We start from the raw sequence: 25974 nt of genomic DNA, 5'->3' as shown, positions 1-25974 counted from the left end.
ATGGCGCTGGGCACTTAAGGGCTGAGGTGTGTCTCTGTATGCAGAGAGTTAAGAAATGTATGGGTTTAGGGAGTTGTGACTCTTTTCACGGAATCACGAGAGTGGTAAGCTACAAACAGATTGGGCGAACTTTATTTTTGCCAGCCAAAAGGGATTCCAATAGCAGCTAAAAGACCTATTGCTATTCAGAGCCAGCTAAGTAGCGGGGCTCAACAGGCAATATTCGTCGTACGGCTTATTTAACTTCTAATAACGACTTAGCTATAAATCAGGGCAGATAATATGAATTTGAAGCAAGCCGCTGCTAGTCGGCCCGGCCTATACAGCCGGGCTACGACCATGCTCGCCACCACCCTTTTTGCTCTAGTATTCGCAAGCGAGGCAGCGGCACAGGCCAACTTCTCGAAAGCTTTCGCCCCCGACACCATCGGCGAAGGTGGCACCAGCGCACTGACTTTCACCATTACCGCATCGGATACGGCGACGGATCTGGAGTTCACCGACGTCTTGCCGCCTGGGTTGTTGCTAGCTACGCCGCCCAGCCCGGTGCTAGGGGCGGGCTGTGATCCATCAACAGCTGTAAGTGCGCCGAGTGGGGGAGATACCGTGTCCTTCAACTCGCCTCGCCTGGGTGCTAACACTACTTGTACATTGCGGGTGGATGTTACCGGGGCTGCTGCCGGGAACTACGACAACATCAGTGGCGACCTTATCTCTAGCGCTGGCAACAGCGGCCCTGCGATCGATACATTGACCATTGATGCAAGTCGGCCGAGCTTCAGCAAGCTGTTCTCCTCCAGTAGCGTCGTCCCTGGGCAGGTCATTCGGCTGAGCTTTTTCTTTGACTACAGCGGGGCCGGCAATGTTTTCAATCTCTCTTTTACCGACAACTTGCCTGCAGGCTTACAAGTAGCGACAGCGCCCGATGCCACGAACACTTGTTCGGGCGCCTTCACCCCCTCGTCGGGTGCGACCTCGGTGTCTTTTTTCAGCGGTTTCCTGACCTCGTCTACGAGTTGTGAGTTGGGCGTCGACGTGGAGGTCACCGGCACTGGGACCTTCAACAACCGCACCACGAACGCCACCTCCAGCTTGGGCAGCTTGGGCTTCGCTGTCGACCAGATCACCTCTGCTTTGGATCCCCTCGGTCTGACCAAGAGCTTTGATGACCCGGTGGCCCCTGGGGGAACAACTGGGCTAGAATTTACCCTCACCAACAGTACCCGGAGCACGGTGACAGGCATCAGTTTTACCGATGATCTGGATGCCACTCTGTCCGGGCTCCAGGCCACCGGTCCGTTTCCTCTTAATCCGTGCGGCAGTGGCTCCAGCATCTCAGGCAGCGACATTCTCACCTTCTCCGGCGGCACATTGGCCAGCGGCGCCTCTTGCAGTTTCTCCGTCGAGGTCACCGTGCCTAACGGAGCTGCTGTAGGAACCTATCCCAATACAACCAGCTCGGTGGCCTCCAGCGCCGGCACCTTCTCTCCGGCCACGGACGATCTGGACGTAGGCGCTGCCCCTGTGCTGATCAAAGAATTTTGTGAGTCCGGCGCTGCGCCGACTGACCCGTGTGTCGAGGTCAATCAGGTGTCGGGTGGGGACCTCATTACAGCCCGCTTCACGGTCTCCAACCCCGACCCGGCCAATGCGGTCTCCGATCTGAGCTTTACGGACGACTTCTCTGCCTTTTTGGGGGGCACCAGCGTCGCTCCCGACGCCCAGAACAATATTTGCGGTGGCGCATCGGGTTTTTTTGACACTGACGGAGCCTCCGCGAACGAAACTTTTAGTCTTACAGGCGGCTCTCTGGCGGCGGGCACTTCTTGTACGTTTCAGGTGGATGTTCAACTCCCAGCCAATATCCCGCCGGGGATCTATGTCAATCAGACAACTCCAATTCTGGGCAATTACAGCAGCGGCCAAGTGGCCGGCAACCGTGGCGTGGCTGAAGTCAACCGCGCTGCAGCACCGCGGCTAAGCAAGCGTTTTGGCGACCCGGTAGGCGCTGGCGACACTGTCGAGCTGCAGTTTACGTTGGACGCCAGTGAGAGCTTAGTGGATTTTACCAACATTGCTTTCAGTGATGACCTAGAGGCTGCCTTGACTGGCCTAACGGTAATCAGTTCTGCTGCCTCACCTTGTGGCGGTGCACTTTCTACGGGTGGTGGCAGCAATCTTTCGCTCAGCGGTGCCAGCGTTGCGGCGGGAGAAAGCTGCTCCTTCATGGTTCTTCTTCAGGTGCCGGCTGGGGCTGCACCGGCGAGTTACCCTAGCACTAGTAGTGCAGTCACCGCGACCGCCGGCGGCGAGGCTGTGGTGGGCAATTCCGCAAGCGATAACCTTGATGTAGCTTTCATCGATTTCCAGAAGAGCTTTCTAGATGATCCGGCGGTATCAGGGGGCACCGTTACTTTGGGCTTTCAGGTTGACAACCTGGGGGCCGAGACGCTGACCGGGCTGACTTTCACCGATAACTTGAATGCGGTACTAGCCGGGCTAATGCCCACCGATGCGCCGCAGAGCGACATTTGCGGCGCCGGATCTTCGCTCACGTTCTCCGCTGGTGTGTTGACTCTGAACGACGGCAACCTAGCGGTTGGTAACAGCTGCAGCTTTACCACGGTCCTGCAGTTGCCTGCAGGAACAGCCGCCGGAGAGTACTCCAGCGTGACTTCCAGCCTATCTGGTTCCGTTGACGGCAGCCCCTTCGTTTTTTCTGGGGCCGCCGACAGCCTGCTGATTAGCGACCCGTTGTTGTTGTCCAAAGAGTTTATCGATGACCCGGCCATTCCCGGCGGTGCCGTGACGCTGGCTTTTACGCTTACTAACGCTAGCCTTAGCGAAACAATCAGCAGCATTGCCTTTACTGACGACCTCGGTGCGGTGTTCGCTGGTTTGGTTTCCGAAAGCGGTACCCAAAGCGGTGTCTGTGGTGGCAGCTCCCAGCTCTCTGGCGCTGGCGTTCTGTCTTTGACTGGTGCCGAGCTGAGCCCGGGCGCGACATGTACCTTCTCGGCGACACTGCGCATTCCGGCTAGCGCCTCAGGTAGCTCACTTAATACCACGTCGACGGCAACCGGTATCATGGCTGGCGAGGCCGTCGAAGGTATTGCTGCAAGCGACATGCTGCGCATCAATAGCGTGACTTTTGCCAAGAGCTTCTCTGGGCCTGTCGGAGCCACCGGCACTGTTACGCTGAGTTTCACTTTGGAGAACCTCGATGCCAGTAACGGTGTCACCGGGCTGTCGTTTACCGACGACCTCGACGCGGTGATTCCCGGCTTGGTGGCGACCGACACACCGCAGGTTGATGTTTGTGGGGACGGTTCGCAGCTTAGCGGTACCAGCCTGTTAGCTTTTACCGGTGGTGAACTTGGTCCCGGCGAATCCTGCACATTCGATGTGGAGCTCCAAGTACCAGCCTCGGCCACACCGGGCAGCTTCACTAACACCACGTCGAACTTGTCGAGCAACGGCCTTCCTGCGTCCGCTCCAGCCTCGGCCTCGCTGCAGATCGAGCCGCCTCCGGCGTTTGGCAAGGTGTTTATGCCCAATGCCATTACCCTCGGTGGTACTACCAGGCTGTCGTTCACTATTGATAACAGTGCCAGCGCGGCGGCGGTGAATTCACTTATGTTTACCGACAACCTGCCGGCTGGTCTTGCAGTGGCCGGTACGCCGAACGCCTCCAGCACATGCACAGGGGGCACTGTAATGGCCGTCGCCGGAACGGGCACAGTGGAACTCAGCGGTGCCAGCGTAGCCGCTGGTGGTCAGTGCACCATTCAGGTCGACATTGTCAGTAGCGCCGAAGGCACGTTCGTTAACACTTCCGGTGCGCTGACTTCAAGCTCTGGAGACAGTGGTACTGCGACCGATACTCTTGATGTGGTTACCGGTGATTTCGTTGTGATCAAATCGTTCCGCACCCAGCCTGTGTTGCCGGGCGGGTTGGTCGAAATGGAGCTTTCGTTTGTCAATGGCTCGGGTTTTGGGCTCACAGGCATCGCGCTGACCGATGACCTGGGGGTAACCCTCTCCGGTTTGGCGGCAGAAGGGCTGCCGAGCGCTAATGTCTGTGGTGCAGGCTCGCAGGTCTCGGGCGCTAGCACTGTATCGTTGACGGGGGGCAGTCTGCCCGCGGGCGGTTCATGCACTGTGGTGGTTCCGTTACGTGTTCCGGCCGGCGCGCCGACTGGCACGTTTACTAACACCACCAGCGTTGCCACCGGTACTCGCGGGGGCGTTTTAGTTCAAGCGCCGGCCGATAGTGCTGATCTGGTCGTCGCACCGCTGGCATTCACTCAAGCATTCGCTCCGGCCTCGGTTGCAGCTGGCAATACGACCACGGTGACATTCGAGATTACTAATCCAGATCCAGCCAACGCCGTAACCGGGCTTGCATTTACTGACGACTTGGAAGCATTTATTCCGGGCATGACTGCCGCCAATACACCTATCAACGCTGCCTGTGGTGCCGGCTCGTTAGTCGACGGCACTTCGGCCATCGCGCTTACCGACGGCGCGCTTGCTGCCGGTGGCACGTGTTCGTTTCAGGTGGAACTGGATGTGCCAGCCGACACTATCGCGGGTGACTATACCAGCGTCACCAGTGACCTGACCTCCAACTTGGGTAACAGCGGTAACGCGACGGCCGTGCTGACGGTGGTGGTGGTCGGTCCAGCGGCATCTCTCCCGATGCTGAGTACCATGTGGCTGTTTTTGCTAACCCTGTTGTTGGCCGGTATTGGCTGGCGGTCTCTGAGTACCGCTGGCCGGACCTAGGTGCCCGATGGACAAAAAAAGAACCATAAGAACAAAGATATAACGACCAATTCGTGGGAGCGGTATTCGACCGCGACAAAACAATAGAGGCGGTACTCCACCGCCAATGTAAGTCAAGAGGATCAGACAGTGAGCACATCCAAGACAATTCAAGTGACTATATTCGCTGCAGCCATCGCCGTGATTTGCTCGGGGGCCACCGCTCAGGATGCGGCCCTCTACGAGCGCCACACGCTGTCCGATGCCTTGGTGTTTGAATCGAAAGACATTGTGGGGCTGGAAACTGAAGTAGACATGATAATCACGGGCCCGGAAGGTTTTCACCTGCGCAAGAGCTTTGAAGCTGGTGAGCGGATCGAGTTTATCCCAACCGTCATGGCTCAAGATGGGCTGCCCGATGGCACCTATCGCTATGAGCTGCGGGTCATGGGCAGTCACGGTTTGTCGTCTGACCGCAACAGTACTCAACCGGTAAGAACCGAACCGCTTCAGGGCGGATTTGGCGCGTTCTCGGTTCGCGGCGGCCAGATCGTTTCGTCGAATCTCGCAGAAGTGTCTCACAGTGGTTCAAATTTACTAGCCACGAACGGAGCCAGCGAGCAAACCGTCGAATACGGAGCTACTCAAGAGCAGACGTTTGTCCAAGATGTCGAGATCCAGGGCAGCTTGTGCGTCGGTACGGACTGCGCTAGCAGCGAAAACTTCGGTTTCGACACCATTCGGATAAAGGAAAACAACACCCGGATCAAGTTCGACGACACCAGTACCTCGGGAAGTTTCCCGAACCACGACTGGCAACTAACAGCGAACGATAGCGCCAATGGTGGCCTGAATAGGTTTTCGATCGAAGACATAACGGCGGCGAGCATTCCGTTCACAGTTGAGGGGTCAGCCCCCAGCAACTCGTTGTACATCGACGATAGTGGCAGGGTCGGCTTCGGCACCAGCGCCCCCGTCGTAGAAGCCCATATGGCGGACGGCGATTCGCCCACCTTGCGACTTGAGCAGGATGGCAGCTCTGGCTTTACCGCGCAGACCTGGGATGTCGCTGGTAACGAAGCCAATTTTTTCATCCGGGATGTGACCAACGGCAGCAAGCTGCCGTTCCGGATCAAGCCGGGAGCGCCGTCCGATTCGATTTTTATTACGGCCAATGGCGACGTGGGGGTTGGGACCAACGCACCAGCGGGTGCGATGCACATTAAACGGAGTGGAAATGTGATCCCGTTAATTGAAAGTACGGACAACAATGCTGTCCAGTTGCGCTTTAAGTCGGACTCCACCAATCGTCGTTTTCTTGCCGTCAACAGCGACAACCAGGCGGAGAGCCAAATTGTATTCGGTGATGGGCTTATCCAATTCCTCGGGCAAACGGCTAACGATAATCTGATGGAGGTCGATGCAACAAGCCTGCGCGTCAACGGCGCAATCGTGTCTAATGGCATGACGCTCAATGTGCCTGATTACGTATTCGAGGACGATTACGTCCTGATGAGCATTCAGGAACTCAAAACTTTTATAGATAAAAACAGTCACCTGCCAAACGTACCCTCTGCACGTGACGTCAATGAAAATGGGCTCAACCATACTGAATTCCAGCTCCGTCTACTGGAAAAGATCGAGGAGCTGACGCTGTATACGATCCAGCAGCAGGAGTTGATTGAGCGGCAGGGCGAAGCAATTGAGCGGCTCGAAAAACGTCTGGGCGAGCTGAATTGAAGTAGTACTTAGTTCGATGCATTGACGGATATTTGCTGGCTCGCCGCTTCCTGAGGTGAGCTGGCAGCTACCGCACGTTTCGACGCAGAAGCTCTGTCAGCGGATCTGCCTCTTCCTGTCCGTAAGCTCCTTTGTTAAGTAAGCAACCTATAATATAATTTGAATGCTCGGTTTCCAAAGCTCTGTGGTGAACGCTGGCGCAGCTCTTTCACCCGCTGGCTTCCCCCCTCGGGCGCAGTGCGGCAAAGCTTGCAGGCGTAGTAGCTACTTCGCTAGACGCGCATTACCCGTGGCACAGAACAGAGTTGTCGAATAATGCGCCTACTCCCTGTCGATATGCCAGTATCTCACGTCAATTTTTTCTTCTGCTTCTAGCTACTCTAGCGCCGCAGTTGGGCCGTTCATAGTCACTGGGTCCAGAGTCTGTCGACACCTGCTTTCTGTGGCTGAGTATCGAGGCTTTGATGCCAAAGTCGTGCGCGTAAGTCAGAGGCCCTCAGGGCTGGCACCAAAGACAGCGAAGCTATTCAAGATCACAACGGATAACGATCATGTGAAGCCTGTGACACTGAACCTTCTGGGGTAGGGTTTCAGCGCGGAGCACCCTGACCAGAAATGAGTAGACGATATCGCCTACCTTTATACAGGCAGGGTGGCTATACTTGGTCGTGATTATAGGCATGTACTCTCGGTCGATAAGTGAGCGCATGAATGTGGAAGCCAAAATGCATTAAACCTATGCCGCCAAACGTCTGTAAGTTACGGTTTGATGCAAAGCATGATCCGAAAAGATAATTGTTGGGGTAATGCTTGTGTCGAGAGTTTTTCCAATCGGTGAAGGTGGAGTCCATATTGGCGAGCCTTTACCAAGTAGAAAAAACATGCATAAGTGGGTTTTCGAGTATGTCGAAGTTGACTACAATCGAGCTTCGAGCCACAGAGCTTTAAGATTTTCCACCCCCGAGTTGTTCGAACAAAAATTTTGCACATCGAGTGTCTAGTTTTCTGGTGGAGATTGCGCCATGAAAAATGTTAACCCATCAATAGAAGAATTGAAATGAGAGAATTTATTATTATAACAGGCATGCATCGAAGTGGAACTAGTTGCTTGGCAGGGAGTTTAGAGGCAAGAGGGTTGTACCTTGGTGATGTTGTCAATTATGCTCCTTTCAATAAAAAAGGTAATAAGGAAAATAAACAGATATATCAATTTCATGAAAAAGTTTTTAACTCTAAAGGAGCTTCTTGGGATTCTCCTTGTTATGTTGAATGCTTCTCGAATAAAGAAAAAGATGAGCTGATGGCAATACTAAGCAAGTATGGTGATGAGCCTGTGGTAGGGATAAAAGACCCGAGAATACTGTTTTTTATAGGAGCGTGGGAAGAGTTTTTGGGTGATCAAGTTACATTTAAATATATTGCTTCTTTTCGTTACCCATACAAAGTAGCTAAATCATTAGAGCATAGAAATAAGTTTGAGTTGGAAGACAGTGTAAAGTTATGGGAAGAATATAATACTGCTTTACTTAAGCTAATTGAAAGGCGTCCAGTGTTACTGGTTAATTTTGACTTGCCTTCAGACTCGTATGTTATAAAAATTGATAATGTTTCGCTTAAACTTGGGTTGATCGATAAGCCTAACGAAGAGTTTTTTACGGAAGAGTTGGTTAATCAAACTGAAGGGTCGAATTTTGAGTCGTTGTCTGATCCCGTGATTTATGAAAAGTTGTTAAGCTTGCATGATGAGTGAAAGTAAATGTTTAATTTCTGTTTGATGTCGAAGAGAAGTTTTTGAGGTTGAGGAGATGCCAAGGTGAATGATGAGGTTTAGTTAGGTTATTTTTTATGATGTCGGTAGTAGGGATGTTGTATTTTATATTATCAGTCCTCGCTTTTCAGGGCTGACTATCCAGTTGAGATTTTTTGGTGTTTGTGTTTTGTTGAATCCTGTGGTTGATGATTCTAATATATAAATAATATAAGGACGGTTCTATGGTTGATATTGTTCAAGCTGTTAACAGCTGTGATATCGCTGCGTTTAAAGGGGTGGGATCGCAAACCACAAAGTCTGATAAGCGTTCTCTTTTGCTTGTTCAACAGTTTGTTCGAAGAAAATCAAGTTCATATATTTACCTTGAAATTGGCTCTCATTTGGGAGGAACAATTCTCCCCCATTTTAGAGACCCGCTCTGTGTGTTAATTTATTCAATTGACAAAAGGCCGTTATCGCAACCTGATGAGCGCTTCAGGGTTTATGAATATGAAGGGAATTCAACGCAACGAATGCTGGATAATATTGCTAAGGCGGAAGGCGGAAAGTCACTAGATAGAATAGTAACCTATGACGCTTGCACAAGCTCGTTGGACAAAGCTGATATAGTGAGCGAGCCGGACTTATGCTTTATTGATGGAGAGCATACTAACCGAGCAGCATATAGAGACTTTAAGTTTTGCTTGTCTACATGCGGCAATGACGCGTTGATTGTATTTCATGATGCCAATCTAATATTTGATGCTATCAAAAAATCGAATGTTTTTCTAAAAAAGAAAAATATCCTATTCTCTGGTCAGCTGCTTCCTGATTCAATCTATGTTATTGCGTTGAATAATTCCGCAAATGTGTTTTCGAGCTTTATAGAAGGTCAAGTGATGAACGAGTCCGACAAGTTCTCCGAGTTTAAAAGAGAGTTGGGTTCCGTGCGCTCATCGCAGCCGTTAATGATGAAGTGTAAAAACTTTTTAAAGACTTATTTTAAGTAGTTGTCTGGCTAGGTCTGTAGTGTTTTGAGCTTGTTTGTTGTGAGGGCTAAGGTTTTTTGAGGTATAAAGGGTGGTATGGCTTTTAACATAAAAGAGAATTACTCAAGCAATAGGTATTTTCCCAGTAAGTCTCGACAGGTTACGAGATTTTTAAAAGAGAGTCTCGACTCAGTGCTGACGCTCAGTGAAAGTCAGAAAGAAGATTTTTTTAGTTTTCTTTCTAAGGAGTTTGATCAGCTGGAGAATACGGAGATTATATCTGAAGATGATTTTGTAAAAATAGAGCAGAATAGTTCTTTGGTTTATTTTTCCAAGCCGATGCCGGATATAATATATATCCATATTTTGTGCGGTTATGAAGAATGGTTGAAAAGAAAGTATAGCCTCCCGGGTTTTGTGGAAGTTGAAGAGGGTGATGTTGTCATAGATTGTGGAGGTTACGTTGGCGGGTTTAGTATAAGTGCACAGAAGATGGCTCGTCAAGTGCACATATTTGAACCTAATGTGAATAATTTTAACGCTTGTTTGAAGAATTTTAAAGAAAAAAGAAATGTGATTGTTAATGATCTCGGCTTGTATAATTCCGATGGGGTTGTGAAGTTTCATGTGTCGTCGAGCAATGTTGAGCATTCAATTTTAACGCCTGATAGTGGTGCCGTATTGTCAACAGAGGAAATATCAGTAATCACCCTTAATTCTTATGCCAATAAAAATAATATTGATGCTATCGATTTTTTAAAGTTAGAGGCTGAAGGTGTGGAGTTGGAGATACTGGACGGCTTAGGAAATATCAGACCAAAAAAAATAGCTGTTGATATAAGTCCAGAGAGAGAGGGGTGCTCTCCTAAGCTGCATTTTATCTCAAGGTTAAGTAGTTTGGGTTATCAGGTTAAAGTGAGGGGTAATGTTCTTTTTGCTAAGTTGTTTTCAGAAAAGTTAGCTGTTCAGGAAAAGCCTTTTCCAAATGTCATTTGGTCAATGTGGTATCAGGGCGAAGGGCACGCACCTAAGTTGGTAAAAAAGTGTTTCGAAGGGTGGCGAAATCTAAATCCAGACTATAATTTCTATGTCTTAGATAAAGCAGATGTCGAGTGTTTGCTTGAGGGTTTTGGTGTCGATGTTGGTGGGATGACGCTGCAAGCTCTATCTGATGTAGTGAGAGTTGCTTTGCTTAAAAGGTTTGGTGGTGTTTGGGTTGATTCAACGACTTATCCAGTTTCTTCGTTAGAGTCATGGCTTGAGAAAGATGAGCATCATGATTTTTTTTGTTTTCGGAAAGAAAAATTACTAGATCGAAAAATTGCTTCGTGGTTTATAGCGTCGGCTCCAGGATCGTATATTATCAATAGCTGGTATGATGAAGTTAAGAGGTTTTGGAGTTGTAGGCGAGATCTTGAGCTTCACGATAATGGAGATTTTATTATTCCGAAAAATCCAGAACAATCAGTCGCCAAGTCGAAATCTAAAATGTACCCCTACTTTTGGTTTCATTACTTATTTGGATATCTATTGCAAGTGGATGAAGAGTTTCGGAAGGAATGGGCTAAAACCGTTTTTAAGTATGATTCTGCGGCAGTTTCAGTGCAAAAAGGTATGGTTAGAGAGGCTGTTAAGGTGGAGTCTTCTCCTCTTTATAAGTTGAATTGGCGTGTAGAGTATGACTCATTCAAGGTGTATTTTGATAAAGTTGCCAATCAGATTGAGTGGCGAGGCTAGAGATTTTGACAGAAAGTAAGAAAACAAAAGAAGAGCAGCTGAATGACTTGGGTAGACTGTATCACTCTTACGAGTTGTTTGGTGTAAAAAATACCGCGAATACATTTTTTTCGACCAATCAAAAGTGTAAAGAGCCAACAATAGTTTCATATATGCTCTACGCTCTGAGTAAGTTAAAAGTAAATGTTAGTAGCGAAGCTGAATTTATGGAGTTATTTTGTGCGGATGGTTATTACGCTATGCTTTCTGTTCACTTAGGTTACTCAAGGAGCTATGGGTTGGATAATGGCAAGGCAAAACATTTTGGAAATGCTGAAAAAATAAAAAAAGTTTTAGAGGTGGAGAACTGTTTTTTTGTTAGGCAGGACGTGAATGATTTAACAGTCCAAAGGCAGTACGATGTCGTCGCTAATATAGGAGGGTTGTATCATCTAGGTAACCCAGAAGAAGTGCTTGATAAATCATATGCTCTCGCTAGAAACTTTTTAATTGTCCAAAATGTTGTTTCAATGGAATCCAATGCAGAAGACTATTTTGTTAGCCCTGCTCCCAATTGGGATTGGGGCTCAAGGTATTCACGAGAATCGTTTGATAAATTGATTTGTAGTAAAAATTGGAATGTGATTGATAGCCATTTTAATGAGCTGGAGTCTAATGAGGCATTAAGTGATAGAGGTAGCGTGTATTATTTGATTGCAAAAGAAGATTGATGAAGTGTGATTTTCCCTATGTGTTGGAATGGTGTTGGCTGTAGTTTTAGAGGGCAATGGCTCTAACACATAGGGGGCTCATGCTCGTTATAGACAGGTGCGTTATCGTCTAGCTCGAGCGAGCAACAAACTTCAAGGCATTGCTAGGCATTGTTCCAAAGTACAGGGGCTCCGGCGTACTGGAGCGTTCGTGCGGTTTGCCACAAATTCGTTCATATTCGGCACGAAATTCATCTCTGGGGTGCTGCTTCATAGGTACGTTAGTTGCCACGCCACCGTGAAATTGATGAAAGACTCCTTCGCCGAGGACCAACAGCGGCTCAATACCCGGAGTCGTCATAAGTCGATTGCGAAAATCTTGATTCACCAGCCCTCCGCCTCTTGATGTGAATGCCTCATTGAACCCGCCGAGACTGGTAAACATCGCCTTCCTTACGCAGATCCAGCTAAATTCACCGGGCACTCCTCCTAAAAACCCTCTGCTAGACGCTTGGGCGAGAACCGATATATCAAAAAGCTTTCGGCCGTCCTCTCTCCAGTTTACGGATTCCAACAGCTCGTCTTCAACCGACTGGTTATATCCCGAAAGCATTGAGACGTTCTGCACTTCTGGACCCAGGTGCCATGACAGAGAAAAAACGGCCGGCTCTGACAGCCACTTTGCAGATGCTAGCGTTTTTGAAACAAGACCGGAGGATGCCATCCGTGCGCCGTCTACAATAATTGCGACAAATTCCCCTTCCGCGAGGCGAACACCATGATTAACTGCAGTTGCAGGCGAAACCGACTGTGTGTCAAAGTATTCATAGCGGAAGTGCTCGCCAAATTGCTTAACGAAGTGTTCTCCTAGCGGCTTTTTGGATCCATTGTCAATCGCTATTACTTCATACGAGAGGTTCTCGGCGTGTTCTTGAAATTCCTTGCTCAATGAGAATAGCGTACGACAGGCCTCACGCTGCATCTCATGGAAGATAACGATGATTGAAAGATCGAACTTCTGGGAATGCACTTTATCGTTTGACATGAGAGTCCTCGTCCATATTGCTTGCAGATCTGCCCATTTAGGCTGGCTGAGCGAAAATCACCCCGACCCAGATCACCTATTTCTTTTGCGGGCAATTATATCTTAAAATATTTGCACTGTCGTGTTGTCTAAAATATCCACTTGCACTATTCAAATTTACTTCTGATGCGTCACTGTATTGCTAGTTCTGCCAGGGCGAGAAAGGTTGGTTGGGGGATTACAGTGTATTCTCAGCCAACTTCTAACTCCTAATAGTGGCAGCGACAAGAGCTTAGTCGACGACCGCCATATTTCGGCTACAGAAAGCAATAAGTAAAGGGGCGTGTTCAAGCTCAAATCGACATCCGATCGTTGCATGCGACACGCAAAGACAGCTGGATCAATAGCTCTTTGGATAGGTGTTAGTGATTTGCTTCCACCAGTAATCGAGTTGAAGTTTTTCCACGACCTTAAGGCGCATCTCCGGGTTATCGTAGTACGGCGCAAGCCGTTGAATCCATTCACGCAACTTTTTTTCGCTCAGTGAATGTTCGTCCCACCCATTCACAAATGCTACAGGGAGTTGGGAGTAGGCGTCATCAAGGGGTGATGACGCGATGATGGGGATTGATCCATGTGCAATAGCGGTCCATGCCTTGGGGGAAGGGTCGATGCCTCCTCCTTGCACACATAGTACGAAAGCATGCTCCTCAATTAAATTGAGAAATTTGGTTTCGCTCACCTCTTGATTCACTATTGTCACCAACTCGCTGAACTTTGTCATACTTAGGTTGGTGACCTGCCGTCGAGTCTCCCACTGTGGGCCGGGTCTTACCCGGTGGCTGCAGAGAGCACGAAGGGGACGGTCTTTAATTGGTACACAAGGCCGGCTTTCAATCGCAGCTGAGTGACTCTGTGGGCCACTAAAGACATACCCGATCGGGAGTGTCGACATTCTGGGAAGCACTGTATCCCGATTCTCGGCAAACCAGTGAACAAGTCTGTGGTCCTCAAGGATGCGATAAATTGTTTCTTTTTCATCTGGGCGAAATGCTCTCCATCTCTTATCTATCTGGTTGGGGATGGTCAAATCCTCGGAACCGGTAATCAAAATAAACTGACTTTCAATTTTTGGCAAAATATTCTCATAAAAGTACGGAATAGATGCAAAAAAGCCTCGCATTGAGAGGAACACCGTACGAGGAGAGCGCGAGAGGTCACCATGAACATAAAAGTCACCTGTCTTCTGGTCGCTCATAATAGCCCAGTCGCACTGAGCAGCTATCCCGGTCAGCTTATAAGCCGCGGCACCAAGATTCTTGGGGAACAATCGAGTGTTATGCATGTGGATAGAGGTTTTTTTCATGGCGTTGGTCTATAGTTGAACCTCAGCAATAGTGATTCTTCACCCCTAACGTTAAGCACCCTTGCAACCTCTCAGCTGCTCGAGCTCCTTCTTCTGCGTCAATATAATTCTACGCAGCTGGTTGGTAACTAGTCCTTCATAGGTTGTATCCATGTCAGGTCGAGTACAATGACCTTCGTATCGTTGGCGGATACGGTCTGTGGTGAATGGACTCTGCAGACTGAAATTTTCACACATTTGTTGATGCAGTCTCCCATATTCCAAGGCTTGCTCGAACTCGCTTTGGCTCAATGAAACTGAAGAGGTCACCGGGCCTTTTGACGTCGTCGCAGTCCTGCCGATGGCTTCGCTGAACTCCAAACCGAGAAAATCACACAGATTTTTCGCGATTTCTGGCGGCTCGCCTTTATACTTATCGTATTCAACGATCATGGTGTTCTTATCTCTGATGCCGAACTCGACTGCTGCAAGGTTCATTTGATAAACATACTCGGCACTCCTCGTTGCCCAGGTTGTCTCGGATGGTTGTTTGATCAACTTGTCACCGAGCTCACGACAGAATCTCGGATAATCTGAAGGATAAAAATCATCGCCGAAAAATGAGAACTTGTGCTTGACCGAATTAAGTACATCGATCGGATTACGTACCATGAGAATAAATTTTGCCGAAGGGTTCAGGCGCCGAAATAACGTCATGCGTCCGTTGGCGCGTATCAACTTCGCCACGTGTGGCTTGGTGGGCGATTTTTGGGCTGCAAAGTGATCGAAAAATTCATTATTCTGGAGCTGGTTCCCAGTTGATGCCCCGCAGAATAGTGGTAGCGAAAGATGATGGTAAATCCCGTCTATAGATAATGATGCAGTTTTCCCGAACAATGAACCAACATTCTCATAAAGATCGTTGAAGAGCTCTCTGTTCCAAATAAACGGTTCGTATGTTGACTTGAAATCGCTTCCAAATTTTTGCAGATACGCTTGTTGTACAAGCCGGTACATCATTGTAGTGCCGGAGCGGCCGACGCCAAACACAAAAACATCCATAATCGCCTTACCTTAAACTCGAACTCGTTATCAGAGCCTATATTAGACCATGCTTCCCCTATCTTGAATGAGGCTTTAATGCCTGCCGACAACTTTCAGGATGTTGCTAGGCGTACGGCTGCCAAGAAATAGTTGCAGGGCGAGGGTAGGGAGCTTAAGTGCACCGCTTCTTGATTTCAAGTGGTATCCACAGGCATGTAGACAGAGCATACGGCAGAGGGTGTCACAGGGAAAGTGTTTGGATGATGAGTTGGCGGAGGGCTTTTTTGCTTGTTTTAAGTGCGCGTCGAAGCAGTGTTGGATATTTTCGAGTGCATCACTGTGTTGGTTAGATGTAACGATTGCATTCTATATTGAGTTGTATGAGTTCTAATGCATAGGAAGCAATAGTTAAAGGGAGCGGGCCGCTTAACTGAGTTGTCGCATGCTACTTGACCACACCGGCTGAAGGGGAGAAAATTGACAGAATTTTTGGGGCGATCTCTTAGGAATCGGAAATGACTCGCGCGTTCGAACGGCGGCTTGGGGTACTTGATAACTGAGTTTCTAGCCCGGGCGGCTCTGCTTGCTGTTCCGGATCAGGCAGGATGCCGCCCTTCATCGAGAAATAGTCAAAATAATAGCCACCAAAAGGTATAGATATGTCAAATTCACGCGTTGGTCTTTTTGCTGCAGCCCTGGCGCTGACAGCTAGCGCCGCCTCGTCATACGCTCAGGATGCCCTTTTTATCAACAGTGATGGTAACGTTGGTATTGGCACCAACTCCCCAGAGGGACAGCTGCACACCTATGGAAGTGGCGTACAGTTGTCCTATTTCGAAAGCGGCGATGGCGGGCCCGTGCAAGTCCGTTTCCGTACCGATAGCGAGAACCGGCGGTTCCTCGCGGTCAACAATGCCAATCAGGTGAAGTCACAGCTCATCTTCCTCGACGACCGAATCAACTTTGCAGGCCAAACGGTAAGAGGCGAGGATCTTTGGTTGAGTGTCGGTCCCGACGGGATACTCAGCCAGGGGCCGACCTGCGGCAGCCCCTGCGATGGTGTGTTTGATCCAGAGGTCTTCGAGGTGCCGATTATTGAAGCGCATGCGGCGCAGATGTGGACGCAAAAGTACCTGCCCGCTATCGGACCAACAACGCCCGATGAACCGATCAACATGACCGAAAAGATTGGAGGTATTATCCACGAGCTCGAAGTGGCGCACATCTACATTGAACAGCTTCACGAAAGGCTGAAAGCGCAACAGGCATTGATTGCCGCGCAGTCCGAAAGATTCCAAGCGATGGAGGCGCGCCTAAGAGCCTTGGAAGAGCAGTGATATCAGCGGCCACGGCTTTGTTTTTTGGGGTTGTATGATCTTTGTGCCTGCCGATATTAAAGCCGCCACTGGCTCCTCCGTAAAGGCGATGAGATGGAGCTGGCAAGCTTCTAGGGTTTAATTGGCCACCGGTTTTGTTAGATCGTTGTAGATTTCCGCAATCGCCTCTGCCGAAGCTTCGATGCTGAACGCTTCTCTGAACCGAGCCAGACCGGCGGCCCCCATAGCTTTGCATTGAGCTCGGTTGGTTTGCAGTCGGTTAAGGGCGCCAGCTAGCGCGTCAATATCGTTAGGCGGTACCACAAGGCCTGTGTCTTCGTGTTGCACAACCCAAGACATACCTGTGCCTGGTACTGCCGTGACCACGCAGGCTTTGCTTCGGGCCATCGCCTCCAGCAGCACTACCCCAAACGCCTCTGTGCGCTCGATGGAGGGCAGGCACAGGCAGTCGCTGGCGCGCAGTCGCTGATCTAGGCCCTGGTCTGATACGTTGCCCAGTAGTGTTACGCGATCGCTCAGTTGCAGTTGTTTTATCAGTGTGACGAGCTCGTGCTTGCGCTCGCCGTCGCCGACGATGTCTAGGGTTACTCCCGGACACTGTGCCAGCGCGCGCAGTAATATATCAAAACCTTTGTAGTAGGCGAGCCGGCCCACGGCAATCACTCGGAGCGGAGACTCTTGCTCCGATGATATGGCGGGCTCAGAGTCTGCTGATTGTGGCTCGGGAATACCCAGAGGCACCACCCGTGTTTTCTGACGCCAGGGCGCCAGGGTAGGGCTGCTTTGCATATAGGGTGGCGAGGTGGCAATAATTACTTTAGCGCGGCGTAGTACCCACTGTTCAAATGGTCGGTAGAGTCGGTAAAACCACCGCACTCCTCGGTGAAGCGCCCCAACAGGTACATCGGCATGCCAGTGCACTACCCATGGGATTCGGCGGGCCCGCGGCAACAGCAGGGCCCAGAAGGCTGAGACATTGGGTAAATGTAAGTGCAGCACCGTGGGGGATTCATCACGCAAAAGGCGATTGAGTTGCCAGGGAAATCCGGGACTGATTGGCGTAAACAGAAGGTTGGCCCAGACCGCAACGCGGACGACCTTGGGGTTATCGGCTGCGGCTTCTACGGGCTCTGTTTGGGCACACTTGGGGGAGGAGGCGTGCACCAGTGCCTGACAATGAATGCCCTGGGCTTGAAGCCCCGTGAGCAGGTCACGCAAGTAGGTTTCCATGCCGCCGCGGTGAGGCGGGTAGAATTTGCCCACGTGCAAAGCGGTGCAGGCTGGAGAAAGCTCTGAAATCAATGGTTGGTGTCCATTCAATAATACGATGAGTTGTAAGTTGTCACTAATAAAAGGCACCACCACGCTAGTGGGGGCGCTTGTATGGGGCGTTTGCTCACTTTGTGAGCCGCCAGCTCGGCAGGTGCCGGCGACTGAGTATCAAGAGCGCTTGAGCAAGCCCCACTTTTGTAGCTGCCGAGTGAGCCCCGATGCTGCTTTGTCATCTGAGCGCGGGTTAGATGCTGGAGGCCGCTCTTTCGCCATAGCCAGCACTTGGGGCTCGCCAAGCTGTTGGCAATACTCCCAGGCGGTGTGCCAACTGGCCAGTGCTTGGCTGTAGCGACCTGCACGCTGGCGCGTCTTAAGAATGATCGAATCCTTCTTTTTCTGGTCGGCGTCAATGCCTTGGAGGCAGCGCGTTAGCAGCAGCTGCATGTCATCGGCCAAGTAAGCGGGAGGTTGCAGTGCTTGTAGGTTGCGTGTCAGCTGCTGCGCCATATTGCTGCGATCAGCGCTCAAGTGGAGCTGGTAATCGGTTGCCAGAGTTGCCTCGGGGGCTTGCGCTAAAGCTTGCAGGGACTTACCTAGCCACTGCAAGCGCGTATCTGGGCCGGCGTCGGGCACGGCGTGACGCAGCTTGTGGAGATAGTGGTTTAGCAGGAGGTTGGAGTCCGTTGTCACAGGTCTTAACAGGCTATCGCGGTCAAATTCCCGCTCCCGCTCGGGTACATGCTTGAGCATCCAGGGGAGCTGAGCGAATAGGCAGTCCGGATATACGCAACACGCCAATTCGACAAAAAGCGAATCTTCGCCGCGGCCATTGGGGATGGTCGGCGGCATCAACTGTCGATTATCCACCCCTACTAAGGGTGTAAGCAGTGAGTGGTGCGATAAAAGCTGGAAGCCTTGGGGTTTACGGGTCAGCAGACGCTTGGACACCAATTGCTGGTAGGCCTCTTCGTTTTGCAGCCAAGGGGCCAATTGTTCTGGCGGTTGTGTGTAGAGCCAGCTGGCTTGGCCGGTGCCGGGGTCTCCCAGGATGCCATTGACGCTGACCTTTACCTTTGCGTGAGGCTTTAGGTTGTGCAAGCCGACACTGCTAATGGGCTGCCAAAAAGCCTCTGGGCTAGCGGCCTGCGCAACTAGCGTGGATAGCGACTGCCCCAGCCAGCGGCTGTGGTCTGCCAGCGGGTCGATACCCAAGGGCGACCAAGCACTCTCCATGGCCTCGGTGCTGGGGTACATGCGCCAGTGGGCCTCCTCTTTATGAACGCCGCCTATATTGACGCTCCCCATTTCTGATGCTTCCTGCGGGTCGCCGTAGGGCGTCAACTGGGCGTCGTCGTCCAGCATTGCTGTGTTAGTGCCGGCGCTTAGTAAAAGGGCGGTATTAAAGGTGGCACCGGCGGTCATTTCGGGGTCGTCGGGGTCGCCATTAAGCCACCAGCGTAAATCCTGTGCATCGGCACCCGAGGCCGCCGCCATAGCATCCGCTAAGTGCTCCCGATCGGCCCGTGTGATATGGATCAGATCCGGGGATAATCGTTGGCGCCAGGATGCTAGTAGAGTCCGGCTAAGCTCCAAATCCGACTCCTCGCGGGCGTCGTCCACCACCACTAGGGTATGTACTGAGGCGCCGGTGCGCCCAGCTTGCAGGCTCTGCAGTAGACGCTCTAGGGCTTGAGGGCAGCGATAGGTGCGCACATAAAGCGTTTTGATGCCCTCGGGCTCGGGCTCGGGCTCGGGATTTGGTGAGGCGGGCTCGGCGAAGTTTTGGCTGAGCTTTACGGCGTCTACCAATAGGCCTCGCTCCACCATATGCTCAAGGCCTTGCCGCAGCTGTTGGGCATGGTTCTGCAAATCTGGCATCTTCTCAATGGCTACCGCCACATGTCCATCGAGGCTGCGCCATTGGTTACACAGAATCAGTACGTTCGAGAGAGTTTCGTGCAGTGGTTGGGGCTTGAGGTCGTTTTGGCGAAGCACCATTCTTTCCCCTTCATGCAGGGGCCAACTGGTAAAAGGAAGAGCAATATACTGGGTCGCAGCGCCAGTTTGCGGGTTTTGCACGGCCATAAATATCCTTTGCGGTGACGGTTGCCGGGCCCGACTCAGCCCAGTGTCAGCGCAGCATACTATCGCGACCGTCCAGAATCAGCAAATTGAAACCTTCTCCAGCACAAGAGGCCTTAATGTAATCTCTAGGGTTGTTCCTGATCAATGAATGTGATCATGGGCGTAGAGCAAACGCAAAGGCGTTCCCGTCTCACTGTTAGAAGATAAACGCATTGTCGCGGCCGACGAGGCCTTAGGTGAAGCGCTTGAGGGCGGTTGCCGCATTCAGATGTGCGACGACTTTTAAGCACTTGCCTGTGGCCAGTGTTTAAGGCGACAATCAGCCGCTACCTTAATGCCAGATAATAAAGACAAGGACTGCTATGCCACAGGTTGATACTGTTGTCACCGACGACAACCTCCCTCCGCTGCTAGAGGAGCCTTGGCGGCCGATTGATCCGACCTATTGCTCTGTTTTACGCATTGTTGTTCTTATTTATTTACTGGCTATCACCATTCCCGCGGTGGTTTTTGCGTGGTTTACATCCCCCACAACTTGGCCTGTTGTGAGCGGTGGTTTGGGCGTTGTGTATTTGCTGGGGCTGTTTTTATTGTTGGTGTGGGCGCCGCGCCGGGTAAAGCACACGCAGTATTTATTGCGCGAGCAAGACGTGCACGTGCGCGTCGGCTTTTGGTGGCACTCAACCACCTCTGCGGGCAATAACCGTGTGCAGCACACCGAGGTTACCCAAGGGCCGCTGGAGCGTTTGTACGGTTTAAGCAAGTTGGTGGTGTATACCGCCGGCGGCAATCAGTCTGATGTCAAAATTCCGGGTTTACCCACGGCCACAGCGCACCGGCTAAAAAATTACCTCACCGAGCAAGTGGTGGCAGAGGAGCTACTCGATGCGGCCGAGTAACGAGTGGCAGCGAGTATCGCCAATCGCCACGGTTTACTTCTTTGTTAAATCTTTACCCCACTTAGTGAATTTTTGGCCGGCGCTCGTGCCGCTGTTTGCCGGTGGCGAGCAGGTACGTCGCATGGCGTTAACGTATGGCGTGCCGGCCGTGTTGTTACTGCTGGTGGTGGGAGTGTTTTTACAGTATTGGTTTTTTAGTTTTAAGGTCGAAGAAAAACGCCTGACGTTGCGCTCGGGCGTGTTAAACCGCAAACGGTTAACGTTAGATTTTGAACGGGTGCAGCAAGCCGATATTGCTCACCCGTTTTATTTTCGCCCTTTTAATTTGGCCACACTGGGCTTTGAGAGCGCCGGCTCCGCCCAGCAAGAGGTGGATGTGCCAGGGCTGAGCGTGGCGGAGGCGGAGAACTTGCGCCGTTTAGTGCTAGAGCAGGCCGCAAGTTCACAAGCCGATGTTGGCGAAACTTCAAACGTTACCGAAGAGGCCGCTCCCGATTTTTCGTTGCGCTTGTCGCCGGCAGAGATCGTGCGCTATGGCTTGATGCACAACACGTTGCTGTACCTGGCACCATTGACGGCGCCGTTGGGGCAGTATATTGGCCCGTTGCTGGAATCGTCTGTAGCCTCGCTGGAGCACTCGCAAGTTTACGGCGTGTTTACATGGGTAAGTGATAATTTAGCCGTATCAGTGACGCTGGTGTTGGCATTGTTTGCGGTGCTCGCCGGCACAACGTTATTGTTTGGGCTCTCGATAGTATTAGCGTTGGTGCGCTTTTGGGGTTACCACTTAACGCGTGTCGGCGATCGGTTTCAGTACCGGGCCGGTTTAACCACCATCCGTACCCGGGGCTTTAAGCATTACAAATTGCAAAAAGTCACGATTATTCAGGGTGTGATGGCGCGTTTGTTGCGCCGTCATCGCGTGCTGATTAGCAAAGCCGGCAGTTTTGGTGCGGCGCAAGTACAAAATAATCAGCGCTTTGAAGTGCCCGTGTTGGATATTATTAATCTGTTATTGCTGCGCGGCGAGCTGTCTTTGCCATCGGCTCAGTGGCAGAGCGTAAGCCGTTTTTATCAAGTGTTTCCGGTGTTGTTACTGAGCGTGGTTGCCAGCGTGTGTGCGCTAATAGCATGGTTTGCGGTGGGTGCATTGGCGTTACTTGGTTTGCTTTTGTTACCCATAATTTATGTGTGTTATTGGCGCCGCTGGTGTTGTTTAGGCTTTTACCGCAGCGCCGATTGGCTGGCACTGCGCACGGGTTTTATTGGCTTTACCGAGCGTTGGCTGCCCACCGGTAAGCTGCAAAAAATACGTGTCGTTGCCACGCCTTTGTCCCGTTGTTTTGGCCTGGTGCATTTACAAGTGTGGAGCGCTGATGGCGTTATGACGATCCCTTGTTTGCCGGTGACTCTGGCCAATCAGCTACGCGACTCGCTGCTTACCGATGTGGTAAATTATCGCCGTGCTTGGTTGTAACTTTTATATTGGAGTAGCATTTGTTATGAGCGATATATTGTTGTATCAAGCCGCTAACACCATTGAGGGGCAGATGATTGTCGATGTGCTGGCGCAAACTGGCATTGAGGCGCATATACAAGGCGCTTACTTGCAAGGTGGTATTGGTGAGCTGCAGGCTTTGGGTGTCGTGCGGGTGATGGTGGCCGAGCAAGATTACGCTCGCGCCCGTGAGGTGACTGATCAGTGGGATGAAACGCCAGTTCCGGCAAGCGCTGAAGCGCAAGGCTCGAATTCAGAAAATAGGGATGCTCAAAATAAAGGTAGCGCAGACCTAAACGGCGCAAGTCAGGCTAAATCATCGCGGGTTTTGTGGGGCGTACTAATTGGCGCTGGAGCCGCTATAGCGTGGTTGATATTTATTACTAAGACATAAAAAAGGGGCAGCTTTGCCGCTGCCCCTTTTTTTGCCTGCGCTAATTACTTGCTGGCAAACTTCTTCTTTTTACCTTTCGGTTTAAAGCTACCCGCGCCACCGCCCTTGCGGGCGGGGCCACGGTCTTCACTCAGCGATAGCACTTGGCCACGCACGTGAATAGAGGCGATCTTTTGTGCCATGGTAGCGGCCATATCTTCGGGTAAATCCAGTGTCGAGAAGCTGTCGAACAACTTAATCTGACCGATTTGACGACTCTGTAGGCCAGCTTCATTGGCTATCGCGCCAACAATGTCACCCGGGCGAGCACCGTGAGTGCGGCCCACTTCGATACGGAAGCGTTTCATGCCTTGCTCTGGCGCGCGCGAGCGACGATCACCGCGCTCGCCACGATCACTGCCACTGCGTTCGCGCTTTTCACGGATGGGGTCGGGTTTAATATCGGCCAGCTTCACTTGCAGCGGGCGATCTTTTTGCAGCAAGTAGGCCATGGCCATGGCTAATTGCTCAGGCTCAATTTCTTTCTCGCGGCAGTAGTTGCCGAGCAAGTCATCAAAAAAGCTCATGTCCTGCTCTGATTCCAATACCTCGGTAATACCTTGAAAAAACTGATCGACACGCGCCGCCGTGATGGTATCGCCGCTAGGCAGTTTCATCGCTTCAATGCGTTGTGATGTCGCTTTCTCGATGGCGAAAAGCAAGCGTTTCTCGCGCGGTGCGACAAACAAAATTGCCTTGCCCGAACGGCCAGCACGGCCGGTACGGCCAATACGGTGAACGTAAGCTTCACTATCGTAAGGAATGTCGTAGTTAATCACGTGGCTGACGCGCTCAACGTCGATACCGCGAGCGGCAACGTCGGTGGCGATCAGGATGTCCAGCTTTTTGTTTTTCAGGCGCTCAATAGTGCGCTCGCGCAACTGCTGGTTCATGTCGCCGTTAATAGCGGCGGCAGAGTAGCCTCGCGCCTCTAACTTCTCTGCAAGCTCTACGGTGGCGGTTTTGGTGCGCACAAACATAATGATGGCATCAAACGGCTCAACTTCTAAGATGCGAGTTAACGCGTCAAGTTTGTTGGTGCCGCTGACCATCCAGTAAACTTGCTCGATGTTAGCGCCGGTTTTACTCTCGTTGGCAATGCGGATTTCTTCCGGATCGCGCAAGTAAGTGTTGGCAACACGGCGGATTTCTTTAGGCATTGTGGCCGAGAACAGCGCGGTTTGGCGAGTCGCAGGGGTATGCTCCAAAATCCAGGATACGTCGTCGATAAAGCCCATGCGCAGCATTTCGTCGGCTTCATCCAATACTAAGTTGGTTAACTTAGACAGGTCTAAGCTGCCGCGGCGCAAGTGATCCATGACCCGGCCGGGGGTGCCCACAACAACTTGAGCGCCACGCTTAAGCTGACGCAACTGGCCGCGCATGTCCTGGCCGCCGTAAATAGGCAGAACGTGAAAGCCGGGCATCTCGCTGGCGTAGCGCTGGAATGCTTCGGCTACCTGAATAGCAAGCTCGCGGGTAGGGGCCAATACCAGAATTTGTGTGTGCGATTTAGTTACATCGACTTGTGACAGCATCGGCAAAGCAAAGGCGGCGGTTTTACCGGTACCGGTTTGTGCCAGGCCGACGATGTCTTTACCGTCCAGCAGGGCCGGAATAGCAGCCGCCTGAATCGGTGAGGGTACTTCGTAGCCGACTTTGGTTACGGCACTTAATACGGCCGGTGAAAGGGCCAAATCGGAAAAAGTAAGGTTTTCTGTGGTCATTAATAGTTCCCAGGTGCGCGCAAGGCGCAACAATCTTTACGTTGACGCGACAATACGCGCCGTGAGGCGGAGTTTGACCCGGAATGATCGTGACGGTGCACCCGCTAGGGTGACGCTTACGATAAAGTGCAACACAAACAACGACCGATAACCGCAGCAAAGCTACAGTTTAAAATCGGGTATTCGCCATTTGGCTTCTTTATAGCGACACAGTTTTGGTAAAAATAACGACTGCGAAGATAACGTGGGGTGCTGCTAAGCACCAAATAAGCACAGGCGAGACACATGCATGGTATACACACTGCCGGGAAGCTACGTTCTAGCTTCCTCCCGGGCTCCGATTCTCTGTTATTTAGCAGAGTCTAGAGCCAATCAGCATTACCCTGCAGTGTTCTTTGCACGCAGACGAGCCTTATAAATCGTGGCTCTTTATATAGGAGGGCTTTACTGAGGCGCGCAGTATAGGGTATTGGCCAGGGTTTGACCAGCGGTATTTTTAGGGGGGCTTTGGCGGTGGTCTCCGTTTCTGGAAACCTAAGTTTGATTGTTTATAGGCTGCGGTGCCATACGACTTACTTTTGCATAGCGTTCAGTTTGTGTACTCTCAGCCGCCGGGCGGACGAGCCCCTTTTTGGAATACGACGAAAAAGGGGCTCGCTCCGCTGGCTGCAGGGGCGCCAAATGCGGTACTTCGTAGTAGGTGGGGGCTTTCTACTACTTTATAGGTGCATTGTAATATCATGTTACGCTTAAGGATTAACGTGCTAAGCGGCTTTTTGATACGGATAGGTTATGCAGGATAAACAAGCACATAAGCATTTATCGACCACCGCGCTGGCGCGGGCTATTGGCAAAGACAGCAAAGAGCTGTTTATCTTGCTGGCCAATAGCGGGTGGATCGTCAAAGTGGACGGCCAGTGGCACTTGACTGAAAAGGGCCGCTTTGAAGGGGGCACTTACGCCAACCACCCTAAATACGGTGAGTACATCGTTTGGCCCGAGTCGTTGCGCCAGCACAGCGTGCTGCGCTTGTTGCCCGACGCCCCCTTGAGTGCGCGTAACTTATCGCAAAAGCTAAATTTACCGGCGCGTTTAGTGAATTTATTATTGGCTGAGCGCGGTTGGATAAAACGCCATGTGCACGGCTGGCATTTAACCGAGCGCGGTGAAGCGTTGGGCGGGCAACAGCATGTCAGTGATAGCACCGCCATCCCTTTTGTGACGTGGCCGGAAAGCCTGCTGGAAAACCCGCAACTTAAGTTGGCCGCGCAGCAACTATCGTCCTCCGCCACCACGTGTACCGATGGCCATCCGAGCGGGAGCGCGGGCCGCGCGTTAATTGATAATTGGCTTTATGTAGCAGGTTTAACCCACGCGGTGGATTACACATTGGTGTTGCCCGGTAGTGCCGGTGGAACAGAGCGGCTAACGGTCGATTTTTATTTACCCCAGCACCAAATAGCCATCGTGTATTGGGGCAAGCCGGCCGGCCCCGGCGAATTGGCCGAGCACTTAGATGCCCGCGAGAAATTAAAAACCGCGCATTTTTCTATTATCGAAATCGAGTACGACCAGTTAAATAATCTTGATGAGATGTTAGCGCGCGAACTGATGCAACATAGTATTGCTGTCTATTAA

General features: G+C 51.2%; 17 protein-coding genes. 11 read left to right on the top strand and 6 right to left on the bottom strand.

Annotated features, from left to right (window positions below):
* Positions 1–282 precede the first annotated feature (282 nt).
* From AACY82_RS07660 to AACY82_RS07635, 6 genes are all read left to right on the top strand, one after another.
* Complete coding sequence (locus AACY82_RS07660; RefSeq protein WP_339616200.1) at positions 283–4788, top strand: hypothetical protein; 4506 nt, start codon at positions 283–285, stop codon at positions 4786–4788.
* Positions 4789–4917: 129 nt separating this feature from the next.
* Positions 4918–6507, top strand: coding sequence for a hypothetical protein (locus AACY82_RS07655; protein ID WP_339616199.1), 1590 nt, complete (start codon positions 4918–4920; stop codon positions 6505–6507).
* Between the two features lie 1057 nt (positions 6508–7564).
* Positions 7565–8257, top strand: a complete 693-nt coding sequence (locus AACY82_RS07650) for a hypothetical protein (RefSeq protein WP_339616198.1) — start codon at positions 7565–7567, stop codon at positions 8255–8257.
* Positions 8258–8499: 242 nt separating this feature from the next.
* Positions 8500–9267 (top strand): class I SAM-dependent methyltransferase, encoded by a 768-nt coding sequence (locus AACY82_RS07645; protein ID WP_339616197.1) that lies wholly within the window; start codon positions 8500–8502, stop codon positions 9265–9267.
* Between the two features lie 171 nt (positions 9268–9438).
* Positions 9439–10983, top strand: a complete 1545-nt coding sequence (locus tag AACY82_RS07640) for an FkbM family methyltransferase (protein ID WP_339616196.1) — start codon at positions 9439–9441, stop codon at positions 10981–10983.
* 5 nt (positions 10984–10988) lie between these two features.
* A complete protein-coding gene (locus AACY82_RS07635) occupies positions 10989–11693 on the top strand; it encodes a hypothetical protein (protein ID WP_339616195.1) in 705 nt (234 codons plus the stop codon).
* Between the two features lie 109 nt (positions 11694–11802).
* Here the strand turns inward: AACY82_RS07635 and AACY82_RS07630 are convergent, their stop codons facing one another.
* The 3 genes from AACY82_RS07630 to AACY82_RS07620 form a co-directional block, all read right to left on the bottom strand.
* Positions 11803–12717: a glycosyltransferase gene (locus AACY82_RS07630; protein ID WP_339616194.1), complete on the bottom strand. Its 915-nt coding sequence runs from the start codon at positions 12715–12717 to the stop codon at positions 11803–11805.
* 379 nt (positions 12718–13096) lie between these two features.
* Positions 13097–14062, bottom strand: coding sequence for a hypothetical protein (locus AACY82_RS07625; protein WP_339616193.1), 966 nt, complete (start codon positions 14060–14062; stop codon positions 13097–13099).
* A gap of 51 nt (positions 14063–14113) precedes the next feature.
* Complete coding sequence (locus AACY82_RS07620; protein WP_339616192.1) at positions 14114–15103, bottom strand: sulfotransferase; 990 nt, start codon at positions 15101–15103, stop codon at positions 14114–14116.
* Between the two features lie 641 nt (positions 15104–15744).
* Here AACY82_RS07620 and AACY82_RS07615 point away from each other — a divergent pair.
* On the top strand, positions 15745–16422 hold the full coding sequence (locus AACY82_RS07615) for a hypothetical protein (RefSeq protein WP_339616191.1): 678 nt from the start codon (positions 15745–15747) through the stop codon (positions 16420–16422).
* Between the two features lie 117 nt (positions 16423–16539).
* Here the strand turns inward: AACY82_RS07615 and AACY82_RS07610 are convergent, their stop codons facing one another.
* Entirely contained in the window at positions 16540–17685 is a 1146-nt protein-coding gene (locus tag AACY82_RS07610; RefSeq protein ID WP_339616190.1) for a glycosyltransferase, read from the bottom strand.
* 177 nt (positions 17686–17862) lie between these two features.
* A complete protein-coding gene (locus tag AACY82_RS07605) occupies positions 17863–19692 on the bottom strand; it encodes a hypothetical protein (protein WP_339616189.1) in 1830 nt (609 codons plus the stop codon).
* A gap of 449 nt (positions 19693–20141) precedes the next feature.
* Here AACY82_RS07605 and AACY82_RS07600 point away from each other — a divergent pair, with 449 nt between their 5' ends.
* From AACY82_RS07600 to AACY82_RS07590, 3 genes are read left to right on the top strand one after another with little or no spacing between them, the layout of a single operon-like run.
* Entirely contained in the window at positions 20142–20678 is a 537-nt protein-coding gene (locus tag AACY82_RS07600; RefSeq protein ID WP_339616188.1) for a PH domain-containing protein, read from the top strand.
* Entirely contained in the window at positions 20665–22155 is a 1491-nt protein-coding gene (locus tag AACY82_RS07595) for a PH domain-containing protein (RefSeq protein ID WP_339616187.1), read from the top strand. Before AACY82_RS07600 ends, AACY82_RS07595 begins: the two co-directional genes overlap by 14 nt.
* A 25-nt stretch (positions 22156–22180) precedes the next feature.
* On the top strand, positions 22181–22570 hold the full coding sequence (locus AACY82_RS07590) for a DUF2007 domain-containing protein (RefSeq protein ID WP_339616186.1): 390 nt from the start codon (positions 22181–22183) through the stop codon (positions 22568–22570).
* 44 nt (positions 22571–22614) lie between these two features.
* Here the strand turns inward: AACY82_RS07590 and AACY82_RS07585 are convergent, their stop codons facing one another.
* Positions 22615–24336 (bottom strand): DEAD/DEAH box helicase, encoded by a 1722-nt coding sequence (locus tag AACY82_RS07585; RefSeq protein ID WP_339616185.1) that lies wholly within the window; start codon positions 24334–24336, stop codon positions 22615–22617.
* A gap of 792 nt (positions 24337–25128) precedes the next feature.
* On the opposite strand from AACY82_RS07585, the gene AACY82_RS07580 reads away from it, so the two are divergent.
* Entirely contained in the window at positions 25129–25974 is an 846-nt protein-coding gene (locus AACY82_RS07580; protein WP_339616184.1) for a 4-alpha-glucanotransferase, read from the top strand.

The organism is uncultured Gilvimarinus sp., from assembly GCF_963972205.1.
Lineage (GTDB): Bacteria > Pseudomonadota > Gammaproteobacteria > Pseudomonadales > Cellvibrionaceae > Gilvimarinus > Gilvimarinus japonicus.
The sequence above is the reverse complement of the archived record's forward strand: the minus strand, read 5'-3'. Positions and strand labels throughout refer to the sequence as shown.